Origin of the sequence: Micromonospora sp. NPDC002389 (genome assembly GCF_040296095.1) — a bacterium.
Lineage (GTDB): Bacteria > Actinomycetota > Actinomycetes > Mycobacteriales > Micromonosporaceae > Micromonospora.
In genome coordinates this window covers 89,975-112,394 of record NZ_JBEOWP010000016.1, presented here as the reverse complement: position 1 = coordinate 112,394, position 22,420 = coordinate 89,975, and the positions used below count along the sequence as shown (strand labels likewise).

15 protein-coding genes and 1 pseudogene are annotated in these 22,420 nt (G+C 72.0%); 8 read left to right on the top strand and 8 right to left on the bottom strand.

Features of this window, described 5'->3' with window-relative positions:
* Nucleotides 1-103 precede the first annotated feature (103 nt).
* From ABT008_RS30515 to ABT008_RS25545, 3 genes and pseudogenes are all read right to left on the bottom strand, one after another.
* A pseudogene (locus tag ABT008_RS30515) lies at nucleotides 104-4,786 on the bottom strand (toxin glutamine deamidase domain-containing protein); the annotation flags it as partial.
* 45 nt (nucleotides 4,787-4,831) lie between these two features.
* The gene (locus tag ABT008_RS25550) at nucleotides 4,832-5,173 is read right to left on the bottom strand and encodes a hypothetical protein (protein ID WP_350699144.1); all 342 of its coding nucleotides are present in this window, start codon (nucleotides 5,171-5,173) and stop codon (nucleotides 4,832-4,834) included.
* On the bottom strand, nucleotides 5,170-5,562 hold the full coding sequence (locus ABT008_RS25545) for a YbaB/EbfC family nucleoid-associated protein (RefSeq protein ID WP_350699159.1): 393 nt from the start codon (nucleotides 5,560-5,562) through the stop codon (nucleotides 5,170-5,172). Before ABT008_RS25545 ends, ABT008_RS25550 begins: the two co-directional genes overlap by 4 nt.
* 189 nt (nucleotides 5,563-5,751) lie before the next feature.
* Between ABT008_RS25545 and mycP (ABT008_RS25540) the strand changes: the two genes are divergently transcribed.
* Entirely contained in the window at nucleotides 5,752-7,050 is a 1,299-nt protein-coding gene (mycP, locus tag ABT008_RS25540) for a type VII secretion-associated serine protease mycosin (protein WP_350699142.1), read from the top strand.
* 80 nt (nucleotides 7,051-7,130) lie between these two features.
* Here the strand turns inward: mycP (ABT008_RS25540) and ABT008_RS25535 are convergent, their stop codons facing one another.
* The 3 genes from ABT008_RS25535 to eccB form a co-directional block, all read right to left on the bottom strand.
* Nucleotides 7,131-7,421 (bottom strand): WXG100 family type VII secretion target, encoded by a 291-nt coding sequence (locus ABT008_RS25535; RefSeq protein ID WP_350699140.1) that lies wholly within the window; start codon nucleotides 7,419-7,421, stop codon nucleotides 7,131-7,133.
* Between the two features lie 14 nt (nucleotides 7,422-7,435).
* Nucleotides 7,436-7,765 (bottom strand): WXG100 family type VII secretion target, encoded by a 330-nt coding sequence (locus ABT008_RS25530; RefSeq protein WP_131057127.1) that lies wholly within the window; start codon nucleotides 7,763-7,765, stop codon nucleotides 7,436-7,438.
* Nucleotides 7,766-7,923: 158 nt separating this feature from the next.
* A complete protein-coding gene (eccB, locus tag ABT008_RS25525) occupies nucleotides 7,924-9,351 on the bottom strand; it encodes a type VII secretion protein EccB (RefSeq protein WP_350699138.1) in 1,428 nt (475 codons plus the stop codon).
* A gap of 144 nt (nucleotides 9,352-9,495) precedes the next feature.
* Here eccB and ABT008_RS25520 point away from each other — a divergent pair, with 144 nt between their 5' ends.
* On the top strand, nucleotides 9,496-10,281 hold the full coding sequence (locus tag ABT008_RS25520) for an SUKH-3 domain-containing protein (protein WP_350699137.1): 786 nt from the start codon (nucleotides 9,496-9,498) through the stop codon (nucleotides 10,279-10,281).
* Nucleotides 10,278-11,024, top strand: coding sequence for an SUKH-3 domain-containing protein (locus ABT008_RS25515; RefSeq protein ID WP_350699135.1), 747 nt, complete (start codon nucleotides 10,278-10,280; stop codon nucleotides 11,022-11,024). Before ABT008_RS25520 ends, ABT008_RS25515 begins: the two co-directional genes overlap by 4 nt.
* Before the next feature lie 3 nt (nucleotides 11,025-11,027).
* On the opposite strand, the gene eccD is transcribed toward ABT008_RS25515, so the two are convergent.
* Entirely contained in the window at nucleotides 11,028-12,416 is a 1,389-nt protein-coding gene (eccD, locus tag ABT008_RS25510) for a type VII secretion integral membrane protein EccD (protein ID WP_350699134.1), read from the bottom strand.
* Between the two features lie 170 nt (nucleotides 12,417-12,586).
* Here eccD and eccCa point away from each other — a divergent pair, with 170 nt between their 5' ends.
* From eccCa to ABT008_RS25485, 5 genes are all read left to right on the top strand, one after another.
* Nucleotides 12,587-16,549, top strand: a complete 3,963-nt coding sequence (gene eccCa / locus ABT008_RS25505; protein WP_350699132.1) for a type VII secretion protein EccCa — start codon at nucleotides 12,587-12,589, stop codon at nucleotides 16,547-16,549.
* 178 nt (nucleotides 16,550-16,727) lie between these two features.
* Nucleotides 16,728-17,351, top strand: a complete 624-nt coding sequence (locus ABT008_RS25500) for a hypothetical protein (RefSeq protein ID WP_350699130.1) — start codon at nucleotides 16,728-16,730, stop codon at nucleotides 17,349-17,351.
* 34 nt (nucleotides 17,352-17,385) lie between these two features.
* Nucleotides 17,386-19,137, top strand: coding sequence for a WXG100 family type VII secretion target (locus tag ABT008_RS25495; RefSeq protein ID WP_350699128.1), 1,752 nt, complete (start codon nucleotides 17,386-17,388; stop codon nucleotides 19,135-19,137).
* A gap of 112 nt (nucleotides 19,138-19,249) precedes the next feature.
* Nucleotides 19,250-20,512, top strand: coding sequence for a type VII secretion-associated serine protease mycosin (gene mycP / locus ABT008_RS25490; RefSeq protein ID WP_350699126.1), 1,263 nt, complete (start codon nucleotides 19,250-19,252; stop codon nucleotides 20,510-20,512).
* 24 nt (nucleotides 20,513-20,536) lie between these two features.
* Nucleotides 20,537-21,145 carry a hypothetical protein gene (locus ABT008_RS25485; protein WP_350699124.1) on the top strand — a complete coding sequence of 203 codons (609 nt, stop codon included), beginning with the start codon at nucleotides 20,537-20,539 and terminating at the stop codon, nucleotides 21,143-21,145.
* Here the strand turns inward: ABT008_RS25485 and ABT008_RS25480 are convergent, their stop codons facing one another.
* Complete coding sequence (locus ABT008_RS25480) at nucleotides 21,146-22,363, bottom strand: SseB family protein (protein WP_350699157.1); 1,218 nt, start codon at nucleotides 22,361-22,363, stop codon at nucleotides 21,146-21,148.
* Nucleotides 22,364-22,420: the final 57 nt, after the last annotated feature.

Below are 22,420 nucleotides of genomic sequence, written 5' to 3'. Positions count from 1 at the left end.
CGGCATAGTCGGGGTGCACCTCCATCGACCACAGGTTGTGCGACAGTCCAACATAGTCCCCGGGCAGCGGGTCGGTGCTGGTAGTGGCGTACAGCGGGTCCCACCACACCGGCCCGTCCGCGCCGTCCGGGTGCACCAGCAGGAAAGCATGCTGGGCCGCCGCCTGAGTACGGCCGTCGGCGTCGAGCAGCGGAGCCGCGTGCTCGTTGAACTGGATCCAGTCCACCACGACCACCGCCGCCGCGCCCGGCCCCGCGTCGCGAACGCGCTGGTACAGCTCCGCGTACCGGTCGGCCATCGCCTCGGCCCGCTCGGCGGGCGTACCCGGCATCGCATCGTTGGCACCGTCGCCGACCCAGTCGCCACCGATCCAGCTCGCGATCCGGTTGACGCCTTCCCGCTCGCCCAACTCGGTCTCGATAAAGCCGTCGTCGAGCCGATCCGGCCAGCGCGGGTGGGACACCTGCGGATCACCGTAGAAGCTGGCCAACGCGGCGAGCGTGGAGTCGACACTGTTGTTGCTCCGCCCCGGCTGGTCCGGTCCACCACCGTTGATCAGCCGCCCGTACGGGTGCGTGGACGGGTCGGCGAAGACCGCGTACCCCTCGGGGGTCCACAGGCTGTCCGCGACGTCGTCCTGATAGCGCGGATCCTCCAGCGGTGCCAACTGCTCCGGCCCGTACTGCCGGGTGTCCGGCATCGGCCAGCCCTGCATGTCGGGCCAGACTGCGGCGTTCGGGTCAGCGGCGTTCGGGTCACCGACCGACGACGGGTCGGTGTTCTGCTCGATCCTCGACCCGTCGTCGGACGCGGTCGAATCCGGTGGCCGGACCGGGCTCGTGGTGCCTTCGGTCTGAACCGGCCGGATCGGGTCGCCCTCGGCGTCGAGGACGATGACCCAGACGTCGCCCACCCTGTCGGCGTGCAACGGGTTCGTGTCGGACACGGTCGCGTGCTGGCCGTCGATCCAGATGATCGTGCCCTCGTGGTTGACGGCGTTCCAGGTGTGCGCCCGGCCGCTGTCACCCGGCCAACTCCCGACGACGAGTGCGGCAGAGCCCGGACCAGCGGCGCGAAGCGCCTCGGCGATGGCCTCCAGACCGGGTACGCCGCTGCCCTGGTGGCCGAAGGTGGCTCGAAGAGCCTGTTCCTGCCGGGCCGTGCTGCCCTGCTCCACCTGGCCGGCAGCGACGGCCGACACCTCCGGCCGGCCGTACCAGGTCGACAGGACGGAGAGACCGACGTCGGCGCAGTTGGTGTCTCGTCCAGGTGTGGTTGGTCCGCCGTCGTTGACCAGCCCGGCCCATGAACCGTCGCGGGGATCCGGATGAACCACCGGGCGGCCGGTCGCGGAGTCCCGGGGAACCGCCGCATCAAGCGCCTGTTGGTCGGCCCGGTCCGGAGCGACCAGCCCCTCCGGCCGCCCGTACGGACGGTTGTCGCTGAGCGGCAGGCCGTTACCCACCACTCCGGGTACGGGCGGCTGGTAGACGGAGACGTCACGGTCCGGGTCGGTGATCGGATCGATGTTGAACTGCGGCAGGAAGTGGGCGCAGCTTCGGCACGGCGGGCGGTAGTGCCCGAGGTCATAGGTGACACCACCCGACGTCGCGATGGCTATCTGATGCGTGACGATCTTGGCGTTCTGGAAGGCGTTGAGCGCGTACGTTTCGAACTGGCCCGGCTGTCCCGCGTCACGCCACTGTTGCTCAAGCCGGTAGAGCTGATCAGACACCAAGGCGACTTCGGCACATTTGCCATGCCCACCACCGATGCCCCTACCCAACACCTGTGCCGTTTGGTCCAGTGCAGCCTGGGCCAGCGGGTGCACGGCAGGCTGGGTAGGCGGTTTGGTGCTCTTGTCAGGGGTCATGCTGGTGTGCGTGGTGATTTCACCGTTAGGCATCAGCAAGGCGCCAGCCATGCCGGGCTGCTTGGCTTTGGAGATCGTGCCGCGCTTGACTTCCAACCGCACTGCCTCGGCCAAAGTCCGCGAGGCTTCGACCAGGGTCTGTTCCGCGTCCGGACTGGTGGGATCACTGACCGACGTCGGGTCCAGATGCCATCCGTAGGTACCCCGGCCGGTCGGTGAGTCCGACCGCCTGAGGGTGTCCGGGTCCACCTGCCCGGTGTCCGTCCCCGGTCCCACCGGCCCGACCGGCCCGCTGTTGACGGTGCTTCCGGTGCTGGCCGGCACCGGGACCACGACCGGCCCGTCGGTGTGCGAGAGCTGGTCGGCCCGCCCCGCTGCAGGGTCGCTGGCAGTATCGGGAGCGGTCGGCCCGCTGGTGTCGACGGTGGTGGCTGCCGGATCGCTGCCCGCCGTCTGGGCCGGCACCGTGGGTGCGGTCGGCACACCCGCGTCCGTCCGGCCCGGAGCGGGTCGGTTGTCCGGGCGGCTCGTGGTGTCCTGCTGGGCCGGCACGCCCTGGGCCGGAGTGGCCTGCGGGTTGGGGGCGCTCTGCTGGGGGCCGGTGCCGGGCTGGGTGGGGCTGGTGGAGGTCGGGCCGGTGGACGGGGACAGCGATACCGAGCCGGCCGAGTTCGCCGCCGCCGGATTGACGGTCGGCCCGACCGGGGGCGTACGGTTCGCCGCCGGCTGCGCGGTGGGGTTGGTGGTGCTGGGCTGAGTGGTGGTGGCCGCATTGTTCGTGCCGGTCGTCGGCGGGCCTGCGGTGGTCGGCGGTGCGGTGTTGGCCGGCAGTGCGGCGTTGGGGCCCGCCACCACCTGGGGACCGGTGGACACCGTAGATCCGGCCGGGGGAGCCGAGTTCGCGGCGGGCGGGACCGTCGGAGCGACGTTGCCCGGCGTCTGAGCGGCCGGCGGCGCGGTGACCGAGTTGCCGGGAAGCACGGCTGGTGGCGTGTCCGCGACGGTGGGATCGGCGCGAACATCGACAGACCTGGTATCGGCGAAGCCGTCCGTGGTGGGTGTCTCGGTCACGCTGCGGGCGGGTCCGGCCGTGCTGTCTCCGGGTGTGGTGGTACCCGCTTCCGGCCCCGGAGCCGTCACCGGTCCACCGCTGGCCTGATCGGTGGAGCCGCTGCCGAGCCGGTCGGCACCGACCGAATCGGGGGTCGGGGCGACCTGCCCGTCCGGGACACGCTGCGTAGTGGTGTCGCTGGTGGGTTGGCTCGTAGCGGCGGTGTCGCCGGCAGGCGCCGTGGCCGGGCCTTCCGCGACGACACCGGCCGGAGTTCCGGTCACGCTGTCCGTCGTGGTCGGAGCACCCGTCGTAGCCGCGTCGGCCGACGGGACCGCCGAGGTGTCGGCCGGCGAGGTGACCGCCGTGTCGGCGGTAGGCGGCGCGAGGCTGATCGAGCCCGAGCCACTGTCCGGCACGGTGTCTACGGGAGTGGTGTCGATGTTCCCATCACCGGGGACGTTGAGCGCACCGTCGGCGCCACCGGTGACCGTCGCGCCGGAATCGGCACTGGTGCTGCCGGTCGCGCTGGACCCCGTACCACTGGTGTCGGTGTTCGTCGCGCCGGTGCTGTTTCCCGACGTCGCACCAGTGGAACTGCCGCCGTTGGCGCCGCCCGTGGCACCACCGCTCGTGGCACCGGCTCCGGCAGAGCCGGTGCCCGCGCCGCCGTTGACGCCGCCGACGTTGCCGAGGCCGTTGGTGTTGCCCACGTTCAGCCCTGGGTCGATCCCGCCCGCCGGGAGACCGGCGCCAGGGTTGAAGTCGACGCCCATTCGGCCGAGGCCCCAGTTGGTGACGTTCGCACCCACGTTGCCCATGCCGCTGCCGATCATGGTCAACCCGGTGCGGCCGGCACCGCTGGTGAATCCACCGAGGAAGGCGTCCGCGCCCGGCATCGCCCACTGCCCGTTGACCGTGCCGTTGGCGAGCACGCTCGCGGCCGGGGAGACGACGGCGTTCTGCAGGCCGGAGGCGAGACTCGTGGTGCCCCAGCGGACCATTCCGCTGCCACGGAAGGAAAGCTGCGAAGGGCTGAACGAGAAGGGCATGTGCGGTGCCAGCCGCCGGCCGGCGAAGTGCATGCCGGTGCCGAGCACGCCGCCGATCGCGCCACCCACCCCGGCGGTTAGCGTGCGGTTGCCGTCCCACTGCCGCCGCTCGCCGGTGTGCATCTGGTACGCCTGGGCGCCCACGTCGATGATCAGCTCTTCGCCGATCTCCTCGACCAGTTCCAGGCCGAGCCGGGTCATTCCCTGACGGAATCCCTGACTGCTGACGATCTGCCCGAGCCGGGTGCCGGCGGCGCGCAGGGCTGTCTGCATGCCGGCGCGGGTGAGCAGTTGCCGTCCCATCTGGGCGATCAACCGGCGGAAGGCGACCGTCACGGCCTGCCGTCCGGCCGCCAGGATGCCCGGGATCGCGCCGGCCGACACACCGCCCAGCCAGGCCATCAGCAGCGCGACGAAGACCGCGATGACGGTGATGAAGACCGCGATGAGTACGGTCAGCTTGGCGTACTCGATCTCCAGGGCGGCCTGGTCGCAGCCGGCGGCGTACGCCGCGGCGACCTCCTGCATCAGCGGCAGGCCGGTGTTCGGGTCGACGGCGATCTGGTTCCACAGTCCGCCGAACGCCTCGCCGGCACCGCCACCCCAGGCCTGCAGGATCTTCATGACCGCCGGGTCGGCCTCGCCCAACGCCTCGGTGATCGCGTCCGCCATCACCTGCCAGGCGTCGGCGAGCTCCCGCATCTTGTCTTCGTCGCCGCTGGGCCACGCCTCGCCCGCGCTCACCCAGCAGATGGCGTCCCAGACCCACGCGTACTCGCCCAGCGAGTTCCTGGGATTGGGTACCGCCACCCCGCGTGCCCTTCCGTCCGATGTCGACCGGTGTACGGCCGCCGGCTACTTCTCTTCGCCGCCGAACAGCGTCCGGGTCATGTCGTCGACGTCGACGGTGCCCTCGACCGCACCCTTGACGGTCGGGCCCAGCAGCTCCACCACCGGCACCAGACCGTGGCCCATCTCGAGGACCTTCTGCGCCGGCTGGTTGTCACCGCCGAGGTAGTTCTTGTTGAACTCGTTGCCCGGCTCGTCGTCGCCCCACGGCCGACCGCCGTTGAGCGTCTCGATCGTCGCGGCCGCACTCCGGAAGCGCATGGCCAGCAGGGCACCGGCGGAGCCCAGTTGGTTGGCACCGTCCAGAGCCGCGTCGGGCTTGACGAAGGTCTCGCGCAGTTCGCTCACCGCTTCTCCTCCCCGGGCAGGTCACTGTCCAACTGTCGGAAGATCCCGTCGAGATCGTGGTCGATGTAGGCCTGGAACTGGCTGTCCGGCACGTACGGCTGGAGAAGCTGCTCGACCTCGGCCATGGCCTTCTCGCTCGCCCGGCGGATCGTCTCGGTGACGGTGGCGGACAGCTCCTTGGAATCCGGCCGGCGATAGATGCGCGGATCGAACTCGACCTTCGTCACCTGCCCACGGGGCCCGGCGGTCACGGTGACCAGGCCGTCGTCGGAGGTGACCGTGGCCTTCACCGCCTTGATCTTCTGCTGGAGATCACCCACACCGGAACGCATCCGCTCGAACTGAGCCATCAGTTCGTCGGCACGCGCGCGCAGCGCCTGTACGTCCATGGCGTGTCCCTCCCCGCGCACGTCCAGCCCCTTCCCGCGCACGTCCCTTCCCGCGAACGTCCACGTCTCGCCCGCGCCTTGGGCGTGGCGACTCGACCATACTGAATGGGCGCGACATCGGGGTGGTCGGTCTGCGGCCGAGCGTCGTTAGGATGCACCCGCACCGGTCGACGGGGAGGTGGGCAGGCAATGTTCCGTGACCGTCCGATGGCGGCGTTTGCCCTCGTGGGAGCCGTCCTGGCCACGATGGTGACCGCACCCGCTCCGACCCCGGCCCGGGCCGATCCGACGATTTGCCGGAATCCCAGCGATCCGGGAGAGATGAACATCGAGACCCCGTGGCACCAGCGGTGGTTGGCACCGCAGCGGGTCTGGCCGTTCAGCACCGGCGCACGGGTGAAGGTCGCCGTGATCGACTCCGGCACGGACAGCACCCACCCGCAGATGGCCGGACGGGTGGCCACCGGATTCGACGCGTTGCGCGGCGCACCGGGGGGCGATGTGGACTGCGTCTCCCACGGCACCGCAGTGGCCAGCATCATCGCGGCCGGACGGATGGAGGGGGTCGGGTTCTACGGCCTGGCTCCGGACGCCACGATCGTGCCGATCCGGGTCAGCGAGCGCAACGCCAACGAGCAGCCGGGGACCGGTGGCGAAACCGTCACCGGCGAGGTCTTCGCCCGGGCGATCCGGCGGGCGGTCGACGACGGCGCCAAGGTCGTGAACATGTCGGTGACGCTCTACTACTGGGACAAGGACGTCGAGCAGGCCGTCAAGTACGCGGTGGATCGGGACGTCGTGCTGGTGGCCGCCGCCGGCAACCAGCACCAGGACGGCGCCCGTCCCGACCCGGTGCCGTACCCGGCCGACTTCGACGGGGTGATCGGCGTGGGCGCCGTCGACCAGAACGGGGCCCGGATCAGGCAGTCCCAGATCGGGCCGTACGTGGACGTCGTCGCGCCGGGCGGGGCGGTGGTGGCTGCCACCCGCGTGTTCGGCCACAGCGTCTGGGACGGCACCAGCTTCGCCGCCCCGATGGTGAGCGCCACCGCCGCGCTGATCCGCGCGGCGGAGCCGAACCTGTCGGCCAAGGAGGTCACCCGGCGGATCCTGGCCACCGCCGACCCGGCCCGTGGCGACGCCGAAGCCGGGTACGGCAGTGGAGTCGTCAATCCGTACCGCGCGGTCACCGAGCGGCTGACCAGCGCGGCACCGGTGGCCCAGCCTCCGCTGCCCGATGTGCCCTATGACGCCGCAGCGGCGGCCCGTGAACAACGGTGGGCGGTCTTCGGCCGGTGGGCGCTCTGGATCGGCCTGCCGCTGGCCGTGCTCGCGGTCGGCGTGGCGGTGCTGGCGGCGTTGCTACCGCGCGGGCGACGCACCCGGTGGCAGCCCACCCGGCCGTCCGCGCCACCCGCCCCGATGCCCGAGATCGACGAGCCCGAGGAGGCGTTCTTCCGGGTGCCGACGTCGACGCCACGCGGCTGAGCAGCGCGGCTCTCAAGAGAGGGTGAGACGCCGACGGCCCGGCACAGGGCCGGGCCGTCGAGGTGTCTCTCGGTGGCGGGTCAGCCGCCGAACTTCTGGCGGTTGGCCGCCTCGCGGGCCTGCATCTTGCCCGCCGACTCGCGCAGCGCGCGCTCGATGCGGGTGAGCAGGTCACGCAGGTCGTTGGCGGCCGACTCCCACTCGCCCTGCCGCTGGAAGTACGCCTCGCGGGCGTCGCCGTCCCAGGTGGCGAGCAGCGGGGCGATGCCGGACTTGAGCCCGTCCAGCTCGCTGGTCATGTTCCGGACCGCACCACCACAGCTGTCCGCCGCCGCGTTCAGGCCGGCGAAGTTGTACCGAATCTCCGTCATGACTTATCTCCCCGTCAGAGCTTCAGCGCCGCGGTGATCTGGCCGGCGGTCGCGCCCGCGCCCTCCATGTCCGACCGGATCTCCTCGTCGCTGACGTCGTAGTCCTTACCGGCCGATCCCACCGCCTCGGCGATCGCGCGCAGCGCGACGTTGAGCCGGGCCATGTCCTGGTCGAACCGCTCACGAACCTGGTGGAAGGAACCCGCGCCAGCACCCTTCCACTGGTCGTACAGCGGAGCGAGCTGGTCCATCAGCGAGTTGAGGTTGCCGGTGAGCCGGTCGGCGACGGCATCGACGTCACCCTCGGTCTTCAGCATCAAGCCGGTGTCGGTATTCATCGACATGGCGGAAGTCACCCCCGTCCTCGTTCGATCGCCCCGCGTCACCGGGGGCGGCGTGTCAGTCGGCGCTCACGCACCATCGTCGTACGAACGGTAACGGGTCGTGTCCAGTCGACGCTAGACCAGGCGCCCGGCCCAGCCTTCCATTGTGGCTGGTCGGGTCACTCCGGGTCGAGTGCTCGCTTGGCGATCGCCGGGTCGAGGGCGGGACCGGCGGGCAGCCGGACCACCAGGCTGGCCGGCAGGCGGACCGGCTGCACACCGGAGTAGCCGAGCATCGCCGCCACCCCCTGGGATGCCAGCGGGTAGCGGTAGCCGATGTCGGTGACCAGGTTGAGGGTGCCGGTCCGCTGGTCCGGCGAGGGCACGGCGTCGACCAGGACACCGAAGCCGGGCGCGATCACCACCCGGTCGGCCAGCGGGATGCCGTCGCCGGTCTGCTCACCGGTCCGCACCGGCTCGCGTACCGGTTGCACCTGGGCGTCGAGCAGCAGCGTCGGCTCGTCCTGGTCCGGCTGGTACGCGGCACAGACGGCGGGCTGGTCACCGGTCAGTCGGGCGATCTCGGGGCGCTGCTCCGGGGCACGGTGCCGACCCTGGGCCGGCGCCTCTCCCTTCGGTGCGGCGGCGGCGGTGCCGGCGGCGAGTTCCAGTGCCCGTGGCTCCGAGGAGTCCGGGTACGCCGCGCGGGTCTCCGGGTCGGCCAGCACCACGTCCGCCTGCACCGGGGTCAGCGGTACGAGCCGGTTCCGCTCGGCCAGGTAGTGCTGGCGCGTGGCGTTCTGGCTCTCCACCACGAAGACCTGGCCGATCCGGGCGTTCGACAATGCGGTCGAGGTCGCACCCCGGTCGGAGACCCGGCGAGGCGCGATCGGTTCGCCGGCGGGCAGCGCGTTCAGCCAGGCACCACCGACCTCCACCACCGGCTCGGCGCTCATGGTGAGCCCCTCCAGCACGATCTTCTCGTTACGGATCTCGTACCGGTGGTCGCGCCAGACCAGGTGCAGTCGCTCGGTCTTGCGGTCGCGTACCAGCAGCGCCGCGTCGCCGGGCTCGCGCCCGCCCTCGGGTGCCCGGCCCACGGTGAGCACGGTGGTGGCGACGATCCCGCCGGCCGGGTTACGGGCGGGCTGCGTGCACAGCGTCCACGGTCCGTCCAGGATCCGGTTGGCGGCCGGCAGCGCATCCGGTGCGAACGGGATGCCGATGCGGGGACCACGGGGAGTACCGACCAACGAGTTGCGGGAGACCGACACGGTCGGTGCTGCGGACTCCATGGCCAGCAGGGCCGAGGCGTAGTTGAGCACCGGGTGCAGGCGGCCCTCCCGGTAGAGGTAGCGGGTGCCGGTCTCCTTCTCCAGGATGACCGCGCCACCTTCCTTCCACTTCGTGGCGCCGCCGGGACGCAGCAGGCCGTAGACGCCGACCGCGCCCAGGAACAGCACGGCCACCATCACGCTGGCGAAGCCGGCGCCGCCGAGCCGACGGAACGGCGCGGACTCCGGATCGGGCTCACGCGCCACCAGCGCGGAGGTCATCCGTTGCACGAAGAACTGGTACGACTGGACCTGGTCCCGCCGCGACGGCATGGCACCCCTCCCCCTGGCGTACACCGGCACGGTCACGTGGGCCGCGCCGCGCGGTGCCTACCATATGCAGGGCGCCGGGGCAGCCGATGCCCGCACCCGGCCCCGCCCGGCGAAACCGAACTCGGCAGTCCGAGGAGTCGTTCGATGATCAGTCGCGAACAGGCCCTGGCCATCGCACGCCAGTGGGCCTCCGCCAGCCGACCCGGCCCCGAACCCGAGATCGAACTGCACGAATTCGACCTCGGCTACGTCGCCTGGGAAGTGATCCCGCCGCCACCACCCACCGACGGACCACCGGTTCCACCGGCGTCCACCGGCTTCCCCAGCGCGGTCATCGACCGCGAGACCGGCGAGGTGTCACGCTGGCGTTCGGTACCTCCGGACCTGGTCGCCGAGGAATACACCCAGCACCGAGCCGCCGAGGGACGCTTCCCGCCGGACGTACGACACGTGCTGGACAAGGCCGGCTGGCGCCCCGGCCGCGACGCCACATCCGCCGTGAACCACTGGATGCGACGCTTCGCCGACGAACTCAACGGACTGGAATGCTCCCCCACCGCCCGCGCCGCACTGATCGAGTTCGGCGGACTTCAACTACCTCAATTCGGCGGTCATGGCGAGCCCGGCGGCGGCTACATGAGCTTCATCTTTCCCACCACGGGTGGCATCGTCACCGACAAGGCGCGCGGCTTCTCGGAGGAATTCGACAACCCGGTCTTCCCCTTCGGAAACAACGAGGACGGGCCCTCCGAACTCGTCATCGACGCCAGAGGACGCGTCTTCATGCTCCACTGGGCCGACGACTTCTTCGTCGGACCCGACATCGACTCCGCCATCATCAAACTCATCCGAGGCGGCCCGATGACCGAGGCCAGCGACCTCGACTGGAAGACCGCCACCGACGACGGCACCGGAGAAGTGATCCGATGATCAGTCGCGAACAGGCCCTGGCCATCGCGCGCCAGTGGGCCGGCAGGCACCAGCCGGTACTCGATGTGACCCTCTTCGAGTTCGATCTGGGCTATGTGGCGTGCCTGGTCGAACCGGTGGCGTCCACGACCGACGAGCCACCCGCACCGCCGCCGTCCACGGGCTACCCACGCGCTGTCGTGGACCGGGAGACCGGTGAGGTGTCGCAGTGGCCCTCGCTGCCCTGGCAGGTGGTCGCCGAACGGTACGCGCAGCGACGCGGCGCCGAGGGGCGGTTCCCGCCGGACGTGCGGGCCGTACTGGAGCAGGCGGGATGGTTCCCGGGCCGTGACCTGAGCGCGGCGGTGGACCACTGGATGCGGCGTTTCGCCATGGAAGTCGTCGGGCTGGAATGCTTCCCCGCCGCCCGCGCCGCGATGGTCGAGTTCGGTGGTCTCCAGCTACCTCAGTTCGGCCGTAGCGGTCGGCTCGGCGGCGGTTTCACCAGTTACATCCACCCGACCCGGGGTGGTGTCACCACAGTGGGCGCCCGTGAGTTCATCGAGGAGTTCGACAACCCGGTGTACCCGATCGGGAACAACGAGGACGGACCCTCCGAACTCGTCGTGGACGCCCAGGGACGCGTCTTCATGCTCCACTGGGCCGACGACTTCTTCGTCGGACCCGACATCGACTCCGCCATCGTCAAACTCATCCGAGGCGGCCCGATGACCGAGGCCAGCGACCTCGACTGGCCGAAGTGAGGGTCAGCCGTTGATGGCGCGCATGAAGGCGTACAGGCCCAGCACGCTGCACGCCACCGGCACGATGGCGAGTTGGAGCAGGATGTCGCACACGTCGCCGAGGCGGGCCAGCCGGGGTGAGGGGGGACGTCGGCTGTAGGCGAGCCCGGCGGCGGCGGCGAGCCCGGCCGCGACCAGGGCCACCGGCAGCACCGCCAGCACCCGGGTGGCGGTCGACGCGTCGGCCGCACCGACCAGGGGCAGCAGGCCCAGACCGACCAGGCCAGCGGCGAGCATCGGCACCCGGTGCCGGACCGTCGACACCAGCCGGGCCCGGAGCAGGTAGCCGAGCGAGATCACCCCGGCCAGCAGCAGCGCGGAGACGGTGCCGGTGGAGGTGAGTACGACCAGGCAGCTCACGGTGATGACGAAGGCCCCGAAGATCATGCCGGTGAGCACCTCGTCGGCCCGGGCGGTGGCCTGGTAGACGATCTCCCGCTTCGGCTGCGGCTCGTCCCGCAGCAGGTCCTCGGCGGTACGCGGCAGTGCCGGCATCGGCATCTTGCCGAGGCGTACGGAGAGCAGTGGCATCGCCGGCAGCAGGAGGGCCACCGCGCCGACCACGACGGCGGTGCCCTGGGCGGCGTCCATCGAGCCGAAGGCGAGCAGCCCGCCGACCATGCCCCAGAACCCGACGAAGACGGCGGCGACGAAGACCCTGGTCGCGTCACCGACGCCGAGCAGTCCGAGCAGTCCGGAGAGCAGCAGTACGGCGGAGCCGAGCAGCACGTGCGGTGCACCAAGCGCCCAGACCGACTCGCCGGAGCCGATCACCAGCACACCGCCGACGAAGGCGTAGGGCAGCCCGGCGGCGGCGACGACCGCTCCGGCCAGGGAGTCGGCCATCGCCCGGGACAGCACGATCCCGCCGGCCAGCAGCACTGCGGCCGTGCCGAGCGCGACCGCGCCTCCGAGCCATCCGGGTTCGGTGGAGGTCACGATCACGACCAGGCCGAGCAGGAGCAGCACGCCCGCCACGATCAGGCCGGTCAGTCGGGTCGCGAACGGGGTCCAGGCGACACCGCGCCGCCGGGCGCCGTCGGCGACGGCCTCCATCAGGTCGTCGTACGCCAGCTCCGGCCACTCGGTGCGGCGCGGCACCAGGTGCAGCGTCTCGCCGTCGCGGATGCTCTGGGCGGCGAGCGTACGGGTCAGGTCGACGGCGCTGCCGTCGCTGCGGCGCAGCATCCACCCGCCGTGTCCGGTGCCGTCCGACGGTTCCTCGTCGGCCTGGCGCAGCACCGCGGGCATCAGTCCGACGAGCGGCAGATGCTCGGGCAGGGCGAGGTCCAGCCGTCGGTGCGGGGCGACGACGGCGATGCGCGCGAGTCCGGTTCCGGCCTGGGTGACCACTGACGACCCCTCGGTACGAGGAGCGGGCCGATGGGCCCGCGGCTGTCCTGACGGGAGAAGGCTACCTACCATGTGCCGGTGACGCGGGTGCCGGTTCTCCGCGACGGCCGAGCGCACGGGGGTGTCGGGCGTACGCACCACGCCCGCGAGAGGCAACGGAGGTCTGTCACGTGAGCACCGTGGTCGTCAAACGACCCGCCCGACAGCCGGAACCGGAGTACCCCTCCGGCGAGGTGCTCCTGGAGGCGCCGCCCGAGGTGCCGGCGCCGACCGGTAAGGCGTGGGGGCAGATGATGATGCTGCTGCCGATGCTCGCCGGTTCGTTCGCGATGGCCCTGATGTTCGCCGGGCGGGGCGGGTCGACGCTCGGGTACGTCACGGGTGGCCTGTTCGGGCTCTCCGCCATCGGCATGCTCGGTTCGCAGTTGAGCAACAACGCGGGCGGGCCGGGTAAGCAGGAGATGCTCCAGCGACGCCGGGAGTACATGACGCACCTCTCACGGCAGCGTCGCCGGGTGCTGAAGACGATCCGCAAGCAGCGCGAGGCGGCCTTCTATCGGCATCCGGACCCGGACATCCTCTGGTCACTGCCGTTGGGGCAGCGGTTGTGGGAGCGTCGGCGCGGCGACGTGGACTTCGGCACGGTCCGGATCGGCCTGGGCCCGCAGGAGCTGGCCACGCCCCTGGTGCCGCCGCCGGCCACGTCGCTGGAGAAGTTGGAGCCGATGTGCGCGTTGGCGCTGCGTCGTTTCCTCACCACCTACGGTGAGGTGCCCGACCTGCCGGTGACCATGGCCCTGAACGGGTTCGCCCGGGTGCACCTGCGCGGCGATGTCGAGGCCGCGCGGGGCATGGTCCGGGCGGTGCTGGCCCAGGCCGCCGCGTTCCACGCACCGGACGACATGCTGATCGCCATCTGTGTGGCGCCGGATCGGCGGGCCGAGTGGGAGTGGACGAAGTGGTTGCCGCACGCCCTGCACCCGTCGCGTACCGACGCGTTGGGTCAACTGCGGCTGGTGTCCCCCTCGGTGACCGGCCTGGAGGCGATGCTCGACGACGTACTCGCCAGCCGGCCCCGGTTCAACGCCAGCGGCGGTGGCCCGCAGGTCTCCGGGCCGCACGTGCTGGTGGTCGTCGACGGCGGTGACACCGCCGGTTCGGACCACCTGATGACCGAGGGCGGGGTGGAGGGCGTGACCCTGCTCGACCTCTCCACCCCGGCGCCGCGTCTGCTCGACCGGGCGCGGCTGGTGCTGGAGGTGTCGGCCGACCGCAAGCTGGACAGCGTCACGGTGGACGGGCCGGCGGAGATCGGGCGGGCCGACGACTGCCGACCGGCCGAGGTCGAGGCGTTGGCCATGCAGTTGGCTCCGCTGCGCCTGTCGGCTGCCTCGCGGGGCGGCGGCGACACCCCGCTGACCAGCGAGTTGGGCCTGGCCGACCTGCTCGACATCGGCGACCCGTACGAGTTCGACGTCGACCGGGCCTGGCAGCCGCGACCCAACCGCGACAAGTTGCGGGTGCCGATCGGGATCGGCACCGACGGCGGGCCGGTGGAGCTGGACCTGAAGGAGTCCGCGCAGGACGGCATGGGTCCGCACGGGCTGCTCATCGGCGCGACCGGGTCCGGCAAGTCCGAGCTGCTCCGCACGCTGGTGCTGGCGCTGGCGGCGACCCACTCGTCGGAGAGCCTCAACTTCGTCCTGGTCGACTTCAAGGGTGGTGCCACCTTCACCCGGCTGGACGGGTTGCCGCACACCAGCGCGGTGATCACCAACCTGGCCGACGAGCTGCCGCTGGTGGACCGGATGACCGACTCCATCAACGGCGAGCTGGTCCGCCGGCAGGAGCTGCTGCGGGCCGCCGGCAACTACGCCTCGCAGCGGGACTACGAGAAGGCCCGGGCGGCGGGTGCGCCGCTGTCGCCGTTGCCGAGCCTGCTCATCATCTGTGACGAGTTCTCCGAGCTGCTCACCGCGAAGCCCGACTTCATCGACATGTTCGTGCAGATCGGCCGGGTCGGCCGCTCGCTCGGCGTGCACCTGCTGCTGGCCAGCCAACGGCTGGAGGAGGGGCGGTTGCGGGGGCTCGACACCCACCTGTCGTACCGGATCGGTCTGCGGACCTTCTCCGCGATGGAGTCGCGGGTGGTGCTCGGCGCCACCGACGCGTACGAGCTGCCTCGGTCGCCGGGTCACGGCTACCTGCGGTTCGGCACCGAGCCGCTGGTGCGGTTCAAGGCCGCGTACGTCTCCGGCGCGTACCGGAGCAAGACCGCCGCTGCGGTCGCGGCCGGTGACGGCGGGGACCGGGTACGCGAGTACACCACCGCCTACGTCGCCCCGCCGGTGACCCGGACGCCGAAGCCGGAGGAGGAGCCGGAGCCGCTAGACGGGGTCGGCGAGAGCGTGCTGGACATCCTGGTCGGCCGGCTCGCCGGTCGGGGCAAGCCCGCCCACCAGGTGTGGCTGCCGCCGCTGGCCGAGCCGCCGACGTTGGACCAGTTGCTGCCGCCGTTGACCGCCGACCCGGCGCGCGGGGTGACCGTGGCGCACGCCGGCCTGCTGGGCGAGTTGCAGGTGGCGGTGGGCATCGTCGACAAGCCGTTCGAGCAGCGTCGGGACGTGCTCTGGTTCGACCTGGGCGGGGCGGCCGGTCACGCGGTGATCGTCGGTGGTCCGCAGAGCGGCAAGAGCACGTTGCTGCGTACGGTGGTCACCTCGCTGGCCCTGACGCACACCCCTCGGGAAGCCCAGGTCTACTGCCTCGACCTTGGCAGCAGCGCGCTCTCCTCGCTGCGCGAGCTGCCGCACGTCGGTTCGGTGGCGACCCGACTCGACGCCGGTCTGGTGCGGCGTACGGTGGCCGAGTTGCAGTTGCTGATGGGCGAACGGGAGCGCCGGTTCGCCGAGCGCGGCGTCGACTCGATGTCCGAGTACCGGCGGGCACGTCGCCACGGGCAGCACGACGACGACCCGTTCGGCGACGTCTTCCTGGTCATCGACGGCTGGGCCACGCTGCGGTCGGAGTTCGAGGACCTCGAACCCACCATCAACGACATCGCCAACCGTGGGCTCTCCTTCGGCATCCACCTGATCGTCACCGCCGGACGCTGGATGGACCTGCGTCCGGCCGTCCGGGACGTCTTCGGCACCCGGCTGGAGCTGTGGCTAGCCGACGCGAGTGACTCCAACCTGGACCGCCGGGCGGCGATGAACGTGCCGGACAAGTCGCCGGGACGCGGCATCACGCCGGACGGCCAGCAGTTCCTCGCGGCGCTGCCCCGGGCCGACAGTTCGCAGGAGGCGGAGACCCTGCCCGAGGGGGCACGCAAGCTGGTCACCGACCTGGCCGCCGCGTGGCAGGGCCCGGGTGCCCCGCCGATCCGGCTGCTTCCGCCGGTGGTCCCGTACGGCAGCCTGCCGGACACCGGCCGGCCGGGGGTGCCGATCGGCATCGCCGAGGTGGACCTGCAACCGGTGCACCTGGACTTCGCCGCCGACCCGCACTTCATCCTGTTCGGCGACGGCGAGTCGGGTAAGAGCACGTTCCTGCGGTCGCTGGCGCAGACGATCGTCGACCGCAACGAGCTGACCCAGGCACGGCTGGTCCTCGTCGACTACCGACGCAGCCTGCTCGGTGACATCGACTCGCCGCACCTGATCGGGTACGGCTCGACGGCACAGGTCACCGAGGGCATCGTGACCGAGGTCGCTGCGGTGATGCGGGACCGGCTGCCACCGCCGGACATCAGCGCGGAACGGCTGCGGGCCCGCGACTGGTGGAAGGGCCCCGACCTGTACGTGCTGGTCGACGACTACGACCTGGTGGCGGGCGCGGGCAGCAACCCGCTGACCCCGTTGTTGGAGTTCCTGCCCCAGGCCCGGGACATCGGCCTACACCTGGTCATCGCCCGACGCACCGGTGGCGCGAGCCGGGCGTTGTACGAGCCGGTGCTGATGCGGCTGCGGGAGATCAGCACGCCGGGCATCGTGATGTCCGGCAACCGGGACGAGGGGGTGCTGCTCGGCACCGTCCGTCCCGGGCCGCTACCGCCCGGCCGGGGCTGGCTGGTGTCCCGGCGCGGCGGGACCCGGCTGGTGCAGTTGGTGCACCTCCCACCGCGTTCCTGAGCGCGGTACGGGGTTGCCCGGACGGGCTACCGTCGGCCAGAGTGGATTACCGTGCGCGGCTGCGGGACCGTCGCCCCGGGTGCGAAGCCGCAGGCGCTGACTCCGGCGCAGGGCCCGGCCCTCACTGGGAGGCAGCGGCCGGCCGCGCCGGTGCCAGGTGAGTGAACGGGGGAGGGACATGGGCGACGAGTGGCTCGTCGACGAGGAGATCAACGTCGACATCCTGCAGCTCAAGGACTTTGCGCAGGCAATCCAGAAGGAGCTGGACGAGAACTTCCGGCCCAGTTTCGAGGGCGGCCTGCAACCCATGCTCACCGTGCAGGCGCCGTTCGGCGGCGGCGGGATGAAGGAGGCCGCATTTTTCCGCGGCCGGCACGACGAGAGCCGGATGGCGGTGTCCCACTTGATGGGCGACGCGATGAAGGGACTCGTCGCGCTCAGCACCGCCGCCATCTCCATCTCGGCGGAGTACCTGACCGGTGACGCGCTCGCCCAGGCCACCAACGACGACGTCCTCAATGCGTTCCACGGGGTCGACGGTCAGGAGACGCTCAGCGGCGCCTGGCAGGAGGGCAACGCCGACGATCCGGCCGGGACCGTTCCTCAGGAGGCCGCCAACCCCGCGCCGATGAACCCCTACTACGGCATGGACTCCTGCCCCACGGGTGACCAGCGGGAACAGACGCCGGAGTGGGCACAGCGGGAGGTCGTCGGCGAGGGTCCCGGCGCGTACGTGATCCCGGGCGACAGCGAGCGTATGCACGGTGAGGATCTCCGACTGGACCAGTCGAGTCTGCAGTGACGGCGGGGCGGAACGTGGGACCTGAGGAGCGGGGATGAGCGACTACTACGGCTGGCAGCCGCCGAGCTACCACATGTACTCCGGGGTGTCGGACGACTACGCGGCCGAGCGGGCCGCCCAGTCCACGCCGTACGAACCCACCTCGTGGGACTCGGTGAACATCGAGCAGATGTGGGAGTACGTCCGCAAGGAGAGCGACGAACGCACGACCGCGCTCGCCGAGATGTGGCGACGCGCCGCCAGTCTGCTCCAGTCGACCCGGGACAACCTCAAGCGCCACGCGGACTCGCTCGACGCCAAGTGGCAGTCGCCGGCCGCCCGCGTCTTCATGGGCCGGGTCGGCGCGACGCTGCACTCGCTGGACGAGTGGAAGACCGTGGCGAGCAACAACGCCACCGGTCTGGAGCAGCTCGCCAGCAAGATCAAGACCACCCAGACCGAGATGAAGACCCTCTGGGAGGAGTACCGGGCCGAGCAGGTCCGGCAGGGCGAACGGCGCTCCAACGACCAGGGTTTCCAAGCCTCCGACCTGGTGGACTGGATCCCCGGCGTCACCGGCAACAACGGCAGGTCGTACGAGGACGTCCAGAAGGACTACCACCAGCGCGCCAAGAACATCGTCAAGCCGCTGGCCGACTTCTACATCGACACGTACATCACGAACATCTCCCGGGGCGGAAAGTTCAAGGGCCCGACCGACGCCGTGCTCTTCGACCAGTCGAGTGTTCCCCGGCCCACCGGGCCGGGCGGACCACCGGGCGGTCGCCCCGGCGCGCCCTCGCTCAACGGCGCCCGCCCGAACCGGCCGGACATGCCGAACCGGCCGAACACGGGCGACCGGCCCACCGAACCCGCCGCTCCGCCGCCGGGTACGCCGGACGGCGTCAGCCTCGCCGGCACCACGGCTCCGGTCGCCCCGGCCGGTCCTCCGCCGGCCGCACCACCGCCGGTGAACACGCCGAACACGCCCGTCGCACCCGGCCCGGCCCCGCCGCCGGTGACGGGTCCCGGACTTCGTCCGGCCAACCCGGGCCTGAACCAACCGGGCTCGGGCGGTCGACCGAACGCACCCCGCACCTCGCTGCCGGGCGCCGGTGGACCCACCACGCCGGGCAGCCGAGGGCCGGCACCGAACCGTCCCACGCTTCCTGGAGCCGGTGGACCGGGTAACGGCGCCGGAGCGCCTCCGGGCGGCAAGCGCGGTCCCGCGCCGAACCGTCCGACCCTGCCGGGCAACACCGGTGCACCGGGCGCGCCGGGTGCACGTCCGGGCCGACCGGGCGGGCTGCGGCCGACCGGTGCACCCACCCCGCCGGCGTCCAGCCCGCAACTGCCGGGCTCCACGGCCCGTCCGGGCCAGCGGGGTGCCGCCCCCGGCCGTCCGGCCACCTCGCCGCCGCCGAGCCTCGGCGGCCAGCGCGGCACCGCACCGGGCACGCCGCCCAAGGCGGGTGCCGCTCCGGGTGGCCGGGGCACCACGCCCCCGGCCCCGTCCTCCGGCAAGCCCACTCCGGGCACCGGTGCCCGGCCCTGCCTGACCGGTCGCACCGGCGCCGCCCGCCCGGCTCCGACCACCGGCCCGGCACCTTCCCTCGGCGGACGCCGCGTCGGAGGCTCGGCGCCCAAGCCGCGTACCGGTCAGGCGCGCGACGGGGAGCAGGAGACCTGGGAGTACGGCGAGGGCGACGACGAACTCTGGGTCACCGAGTCGTCAGCGGTCGGTGTGGTCGAGGCGCCGGCCGAGCAGCGCCCTCGCGAGCAGGGACGGGCGCTCGGGCAGGCCTGAGCAGCGGCGGGCCGGTCACCGGAATTCCGGTGACCGGCCCGTACCATGCGGTGACCGTCCACGTTCCTCGCCGTCGGACAACCCGGCGGCCCACAGCGGAAGGCTGACGGGTATGCGAGTCCTCACCCGACCGGTGACCACCGTGGCGATGACCGCTGTGGGCGTCCTGGCCGCTCTGGTCGTGCCCGCCGCACCCGCGCTGGCCGACTCCACCCGGGACGACTCCTGGCACGTCCAGGCCCTGGAACTGGCCGAGATGCACCAGATCAGCCGAGGCGAGGGCGTCACCGTCGCGGTGATCGACACCGGGGTGGACGCGACACACCCGGATCTCAAGGACAACGTCGTGCCCGGCGTCGACCTCTATGACGACGAGGCCAAGGGGCGCGTCGACCGGGAGCGGCACGGCACCGGGATGGCCTCGCTGATCGCCGGGCACGGACACGGACCGGGTAACCGCGACGGCGTACTCGGCGTCGCGCCGAAGGCCCGCATCCTGCCGGTCACGATCAAGAGTCCACGTGCCGCCGTGATCGCGCCGACCGCGATCGCCGCCGGCATCAACTGGGCGGTCGACAACGGCGCGGACATCGTCAACGTCTCGCTGGGCGCGAGCCACAGCGAGGAGCTGAACCGGGCGGTGGACCGGGCGTACCAGCGGAACGTCGTCGTGGTCGCCGCGGTCGGCAACCGCAAGGACGCGATCATCGGTAACCCGGCCCGGCACCCCGGCGCGATCGCCGTCAACGGCACCGACCGGGCCGGCGTGATCAGCAAGGAGGCGGCGCTGCCGGCCGAGGAGGTCGACGTCGCCGCGCCGGGCGAGGACATCGTCCAGGCCGCTCCCGGCGGCCGGTACGTCACCGCCGTCGGCAACAGCGGATCGGCGGCGATCGTGTCCGGGGCGTTGGCCCTGGTCAAGGCGAAGTACCCGAACCTGACCGCGTTCCAGCTCTTCGAACGGCTGCTCGAGACCACGCGGGACGCCGGTGACCCGGGCAAGGACCTGTACTACGGATGGGGTGCTCTGGACCTGCGGGCCGCCCTGACCGGTGAGCCGGACGGCCGGGGCCGCAACGTACCGGCCCCCACCGAGCCGGACCTCGACGCGGATCTGGCGGCGGCCCGTGCCGTCGAGGGGCCCGGCCCGGCGGAGACCATGGTCGTGGTCCTGGTCTGGGTGGGGATCCTGGTGCTCCTCGTCGGGGTCGTGACGGCCGTCGTGCTGCTGCGTCGCGCCCGTCGGGGCAGGGCCGTCCCGGACGACGACCGACCCGCACCCGTCGGACCGGCACCCGGGAGGCACGTCCCATCCGGTGCACCGGACTCCGACGAGCCCGCCGACGACTCGGTCTGGCGTCGGCCGCCGGGCTGACCGATGTGCCCCGAGGAGGAACCCGTGACGTCGCCGCCCACCGGTGGATCTCCGTACCCGCCTCCCGGCCCCCCGCCGGTCTCCGGCCCGTACCCGGCGCCGGCCCCTTCCCCGATCCTCGGCCCGGCGGTGGCCGGGTCGGCAGCGGCGGCTCCGTCCCCGGGTGCCCAGGGTGAGCCGACCGTCATGCCCGGCCCCGAACGGACGGCCGCGCCGCGCCCGCCCGTGGTCACGCTCGCGGTGTTGCTGATGGTGCCTGCGGTCGTCGTCTGGCTGGTCGCCGGGGTCGCCTTCTTCCTGGCCATGCTGCGCACGGAGGGCACCGGGATCGGTCGGCTGCTGGTGGTGGGCATCGGCGGCGCAGTCCTCGCGCTCGCGCTGCTGGTGGTGTTCCTCGCCTCGCTCGGGATGATGATGGCCTGGCAGGGCGACGGCGCGGCCGGATTGACCGTGCCGGCCGGCTTCACCTTCGGGATCTTCGTCGTCGTCATCGTGACGCTGCTGGCGCAGGGCAAGCTGACCTTCCAGCCGACGATGGTCACCCCGCTGGTGGTGGGCGGCCTCGCGGGCGTCTCGCTCGCCCTGGTGTGCAGCCCGCCGGCCCGCGCCTGGTTCGCCCGTCGCCGCGCCTGATCAGGCCGGGGACCAGCGTCGGGCGGTCGCGTCGAAGCGGGCCAGCAGCTCGTCACGGCCGTCCTGGTGCAGGCAGTGCAGCGCGGTGCCGTCCGGTACGACAAGCGACTCCATCCGTGGCCCGCCCTCGCCCCACTCCGGCGGCGTGGTCTCGCCCGGCGGCCAGCGCAGCACCGCCACCCACTCGTCGCCCTCCTCGAAGGGCGAGCCCTCGCCGAGAAGTCCGAGGCGGCGGTAGAGCCGTGCCGGGGTGTCGCGTCCCGGGCCGTGCCAGGCGTGCACCAGCCCGGCTGCCCGGTCGTACCCGTCGTCGAGGTAGGACGGCAGGTAGCGGTGCGGGATGACCAGTTGCAGCAGCAGCGGTACGTCCGGGTCCGGCCCCTCGTCGACCTCGGGTTCCGAGGGCGTACGCGGCACCGGCACGCCCCGGCGCGACGGCTCGGCGTACGCGGCCGTCTCGCGGCGACGCTGCTCCTCCTCGGTCGCTTCGGTGATCACCTGCCGCAGCTCACCGACCCACTCACGCAGCTTCAGCAACGCCTCGCCGGGCAACGCCGCCGCCAGCGCGGTGTCCGGGTTGAGCAGCAACTGCCAGGAGAGGTCCGGCCAGTGGTCGGTGAGCTGGAGGCTGTTGATCACCACCAGGTCGTGCTCACCGAACGCCTGCCGCATCCGCGCCTCCGAGGTGAACACCGGCAGGCTCGTCCGGCCCTGCTCGTCGGGCAGGCTCCACCAGGGGAACTCCGGGTCGGAGAGGTCCCGGGTGACCGGGCCGTCCGGGCGCAGCGGCAGCACCAACTCGGCCCGGAACAGTGCTGACATCAGCGCGTTCGGGTCCTGTCGGCGGATCGCCTCGCGCAGCGGTCGTTCCGCCTCGACCACCGGCGCGGCGACCGACCGCAGTTCCTCGGCGGTCAGCCGCAGCCCGATCGGCAACCCGGCGTCGACGGCCAGCATCCACGCGTCGTCGGGCCAGTCGACGGCGAGGTCGGCGAGCCCGAACACGTGGTAGCTGACCGACCGGCCGGGTAGACCGGCGGCGACGGCTGCCGCCGAGGTGTAGGCCAGCACGTGGGTGATCCCGTCGTGGGTGCCGGTGGGCCAGGCCACCGGCTCCAGACCGGCCGCCGCCGACGGTGACACCGGCAGCAGCAGCGGACCGTCGGCGAGTGCGGCGAGGAAGGCCGCCCGGTCGTCGGCCTCGGCGGCGGCCAGCATCGCCCGCTCGGTGGCGGTGCTGGGCTGCCAGTCGATGGTGGGCTGCCGGTCGGTGAG

Excerpts from the sequence above, each read along its gene's own strand:
- ABT008_RS25545 (WP_350699159.1), bottom strand. The coding sequence starts at position 5,562 with ATGGACGTACAGGCGCTGCGCGCGCGTGCCGACGAACTGATGGCTCAG.
- mycP (WP_350699142.1), top strand. The coding sequence starts at position 5,752 with ATGTTCCGTGACCGTCCGATGGCGGCGTTTGCCCTCGTGGGAGCCGTC.
- ABT008_RS25535 (WP_350699140.1), bottom strand. The coding sequence starts at position 7,421 with ATGACGGAGATTCGGTACAACTTCGCCGGCCTGAACGCGGCGGCGGAC.
- ABT008_RS25530 (WP_131057127.1), bottom strand. The coding sequence starts at position 7,765 with ATGTCGATGAATACCGACACCGGCTTGATGCTGAAGACCGAGGGTGAC.
- eccB (WP_350699138.1), bottom strand. The coding sequence starts at position 9,351 with ATGCCGTCGCGGCGGGACCAGGTCCAGTCGTACCAGTTCTTCGTGCAA.
- ABT008_RS25520 (WP_350699137.1), top strand. The coding sequence starts at position 9,496 with ATGATCAGTCGCGAACAGGCCCTGGCCATCGCACGCCAGTGGGCCTCC.
- ABT008_RS25515 (WP_350699135.1), top strand. The coding sequence starts at position 10,278 with ATGATCAGTCGCGAACAGGCCCTGGCCATCGCGCGCCAGTGGGCCGGC.
- ABT008_RS25500 (WP_350699130.1), top strand. The coding sequence starts at position 16,728 with ATGGGCGACGAGTGGCTCGTCGACGAGGAGATCAACGTCGACATCCTG.
- ABT008_RS25495 (WP_350699128.1), top strand. The coding sequence starts at position 17,386 with ATGAGCGACTACTACGGCTGGCAGCCGCCGAGCTACCACATGTACTCC.
- mycP (WP_350699126.1), top strand. The coding sequence starts at position 19,250 with ATGCGAGTCCTCACCCGACCGGTGACCACCGTGGCGATGACCGCTGTG.
- ABT008_RS25480 (WP_350699157.1), bottom strand. The coding sequence starts at position 22,363 with ATGCTGGCCGCCGCCGAGGCCGACGACCGGGCGGCCTTCCTCGCCGCA.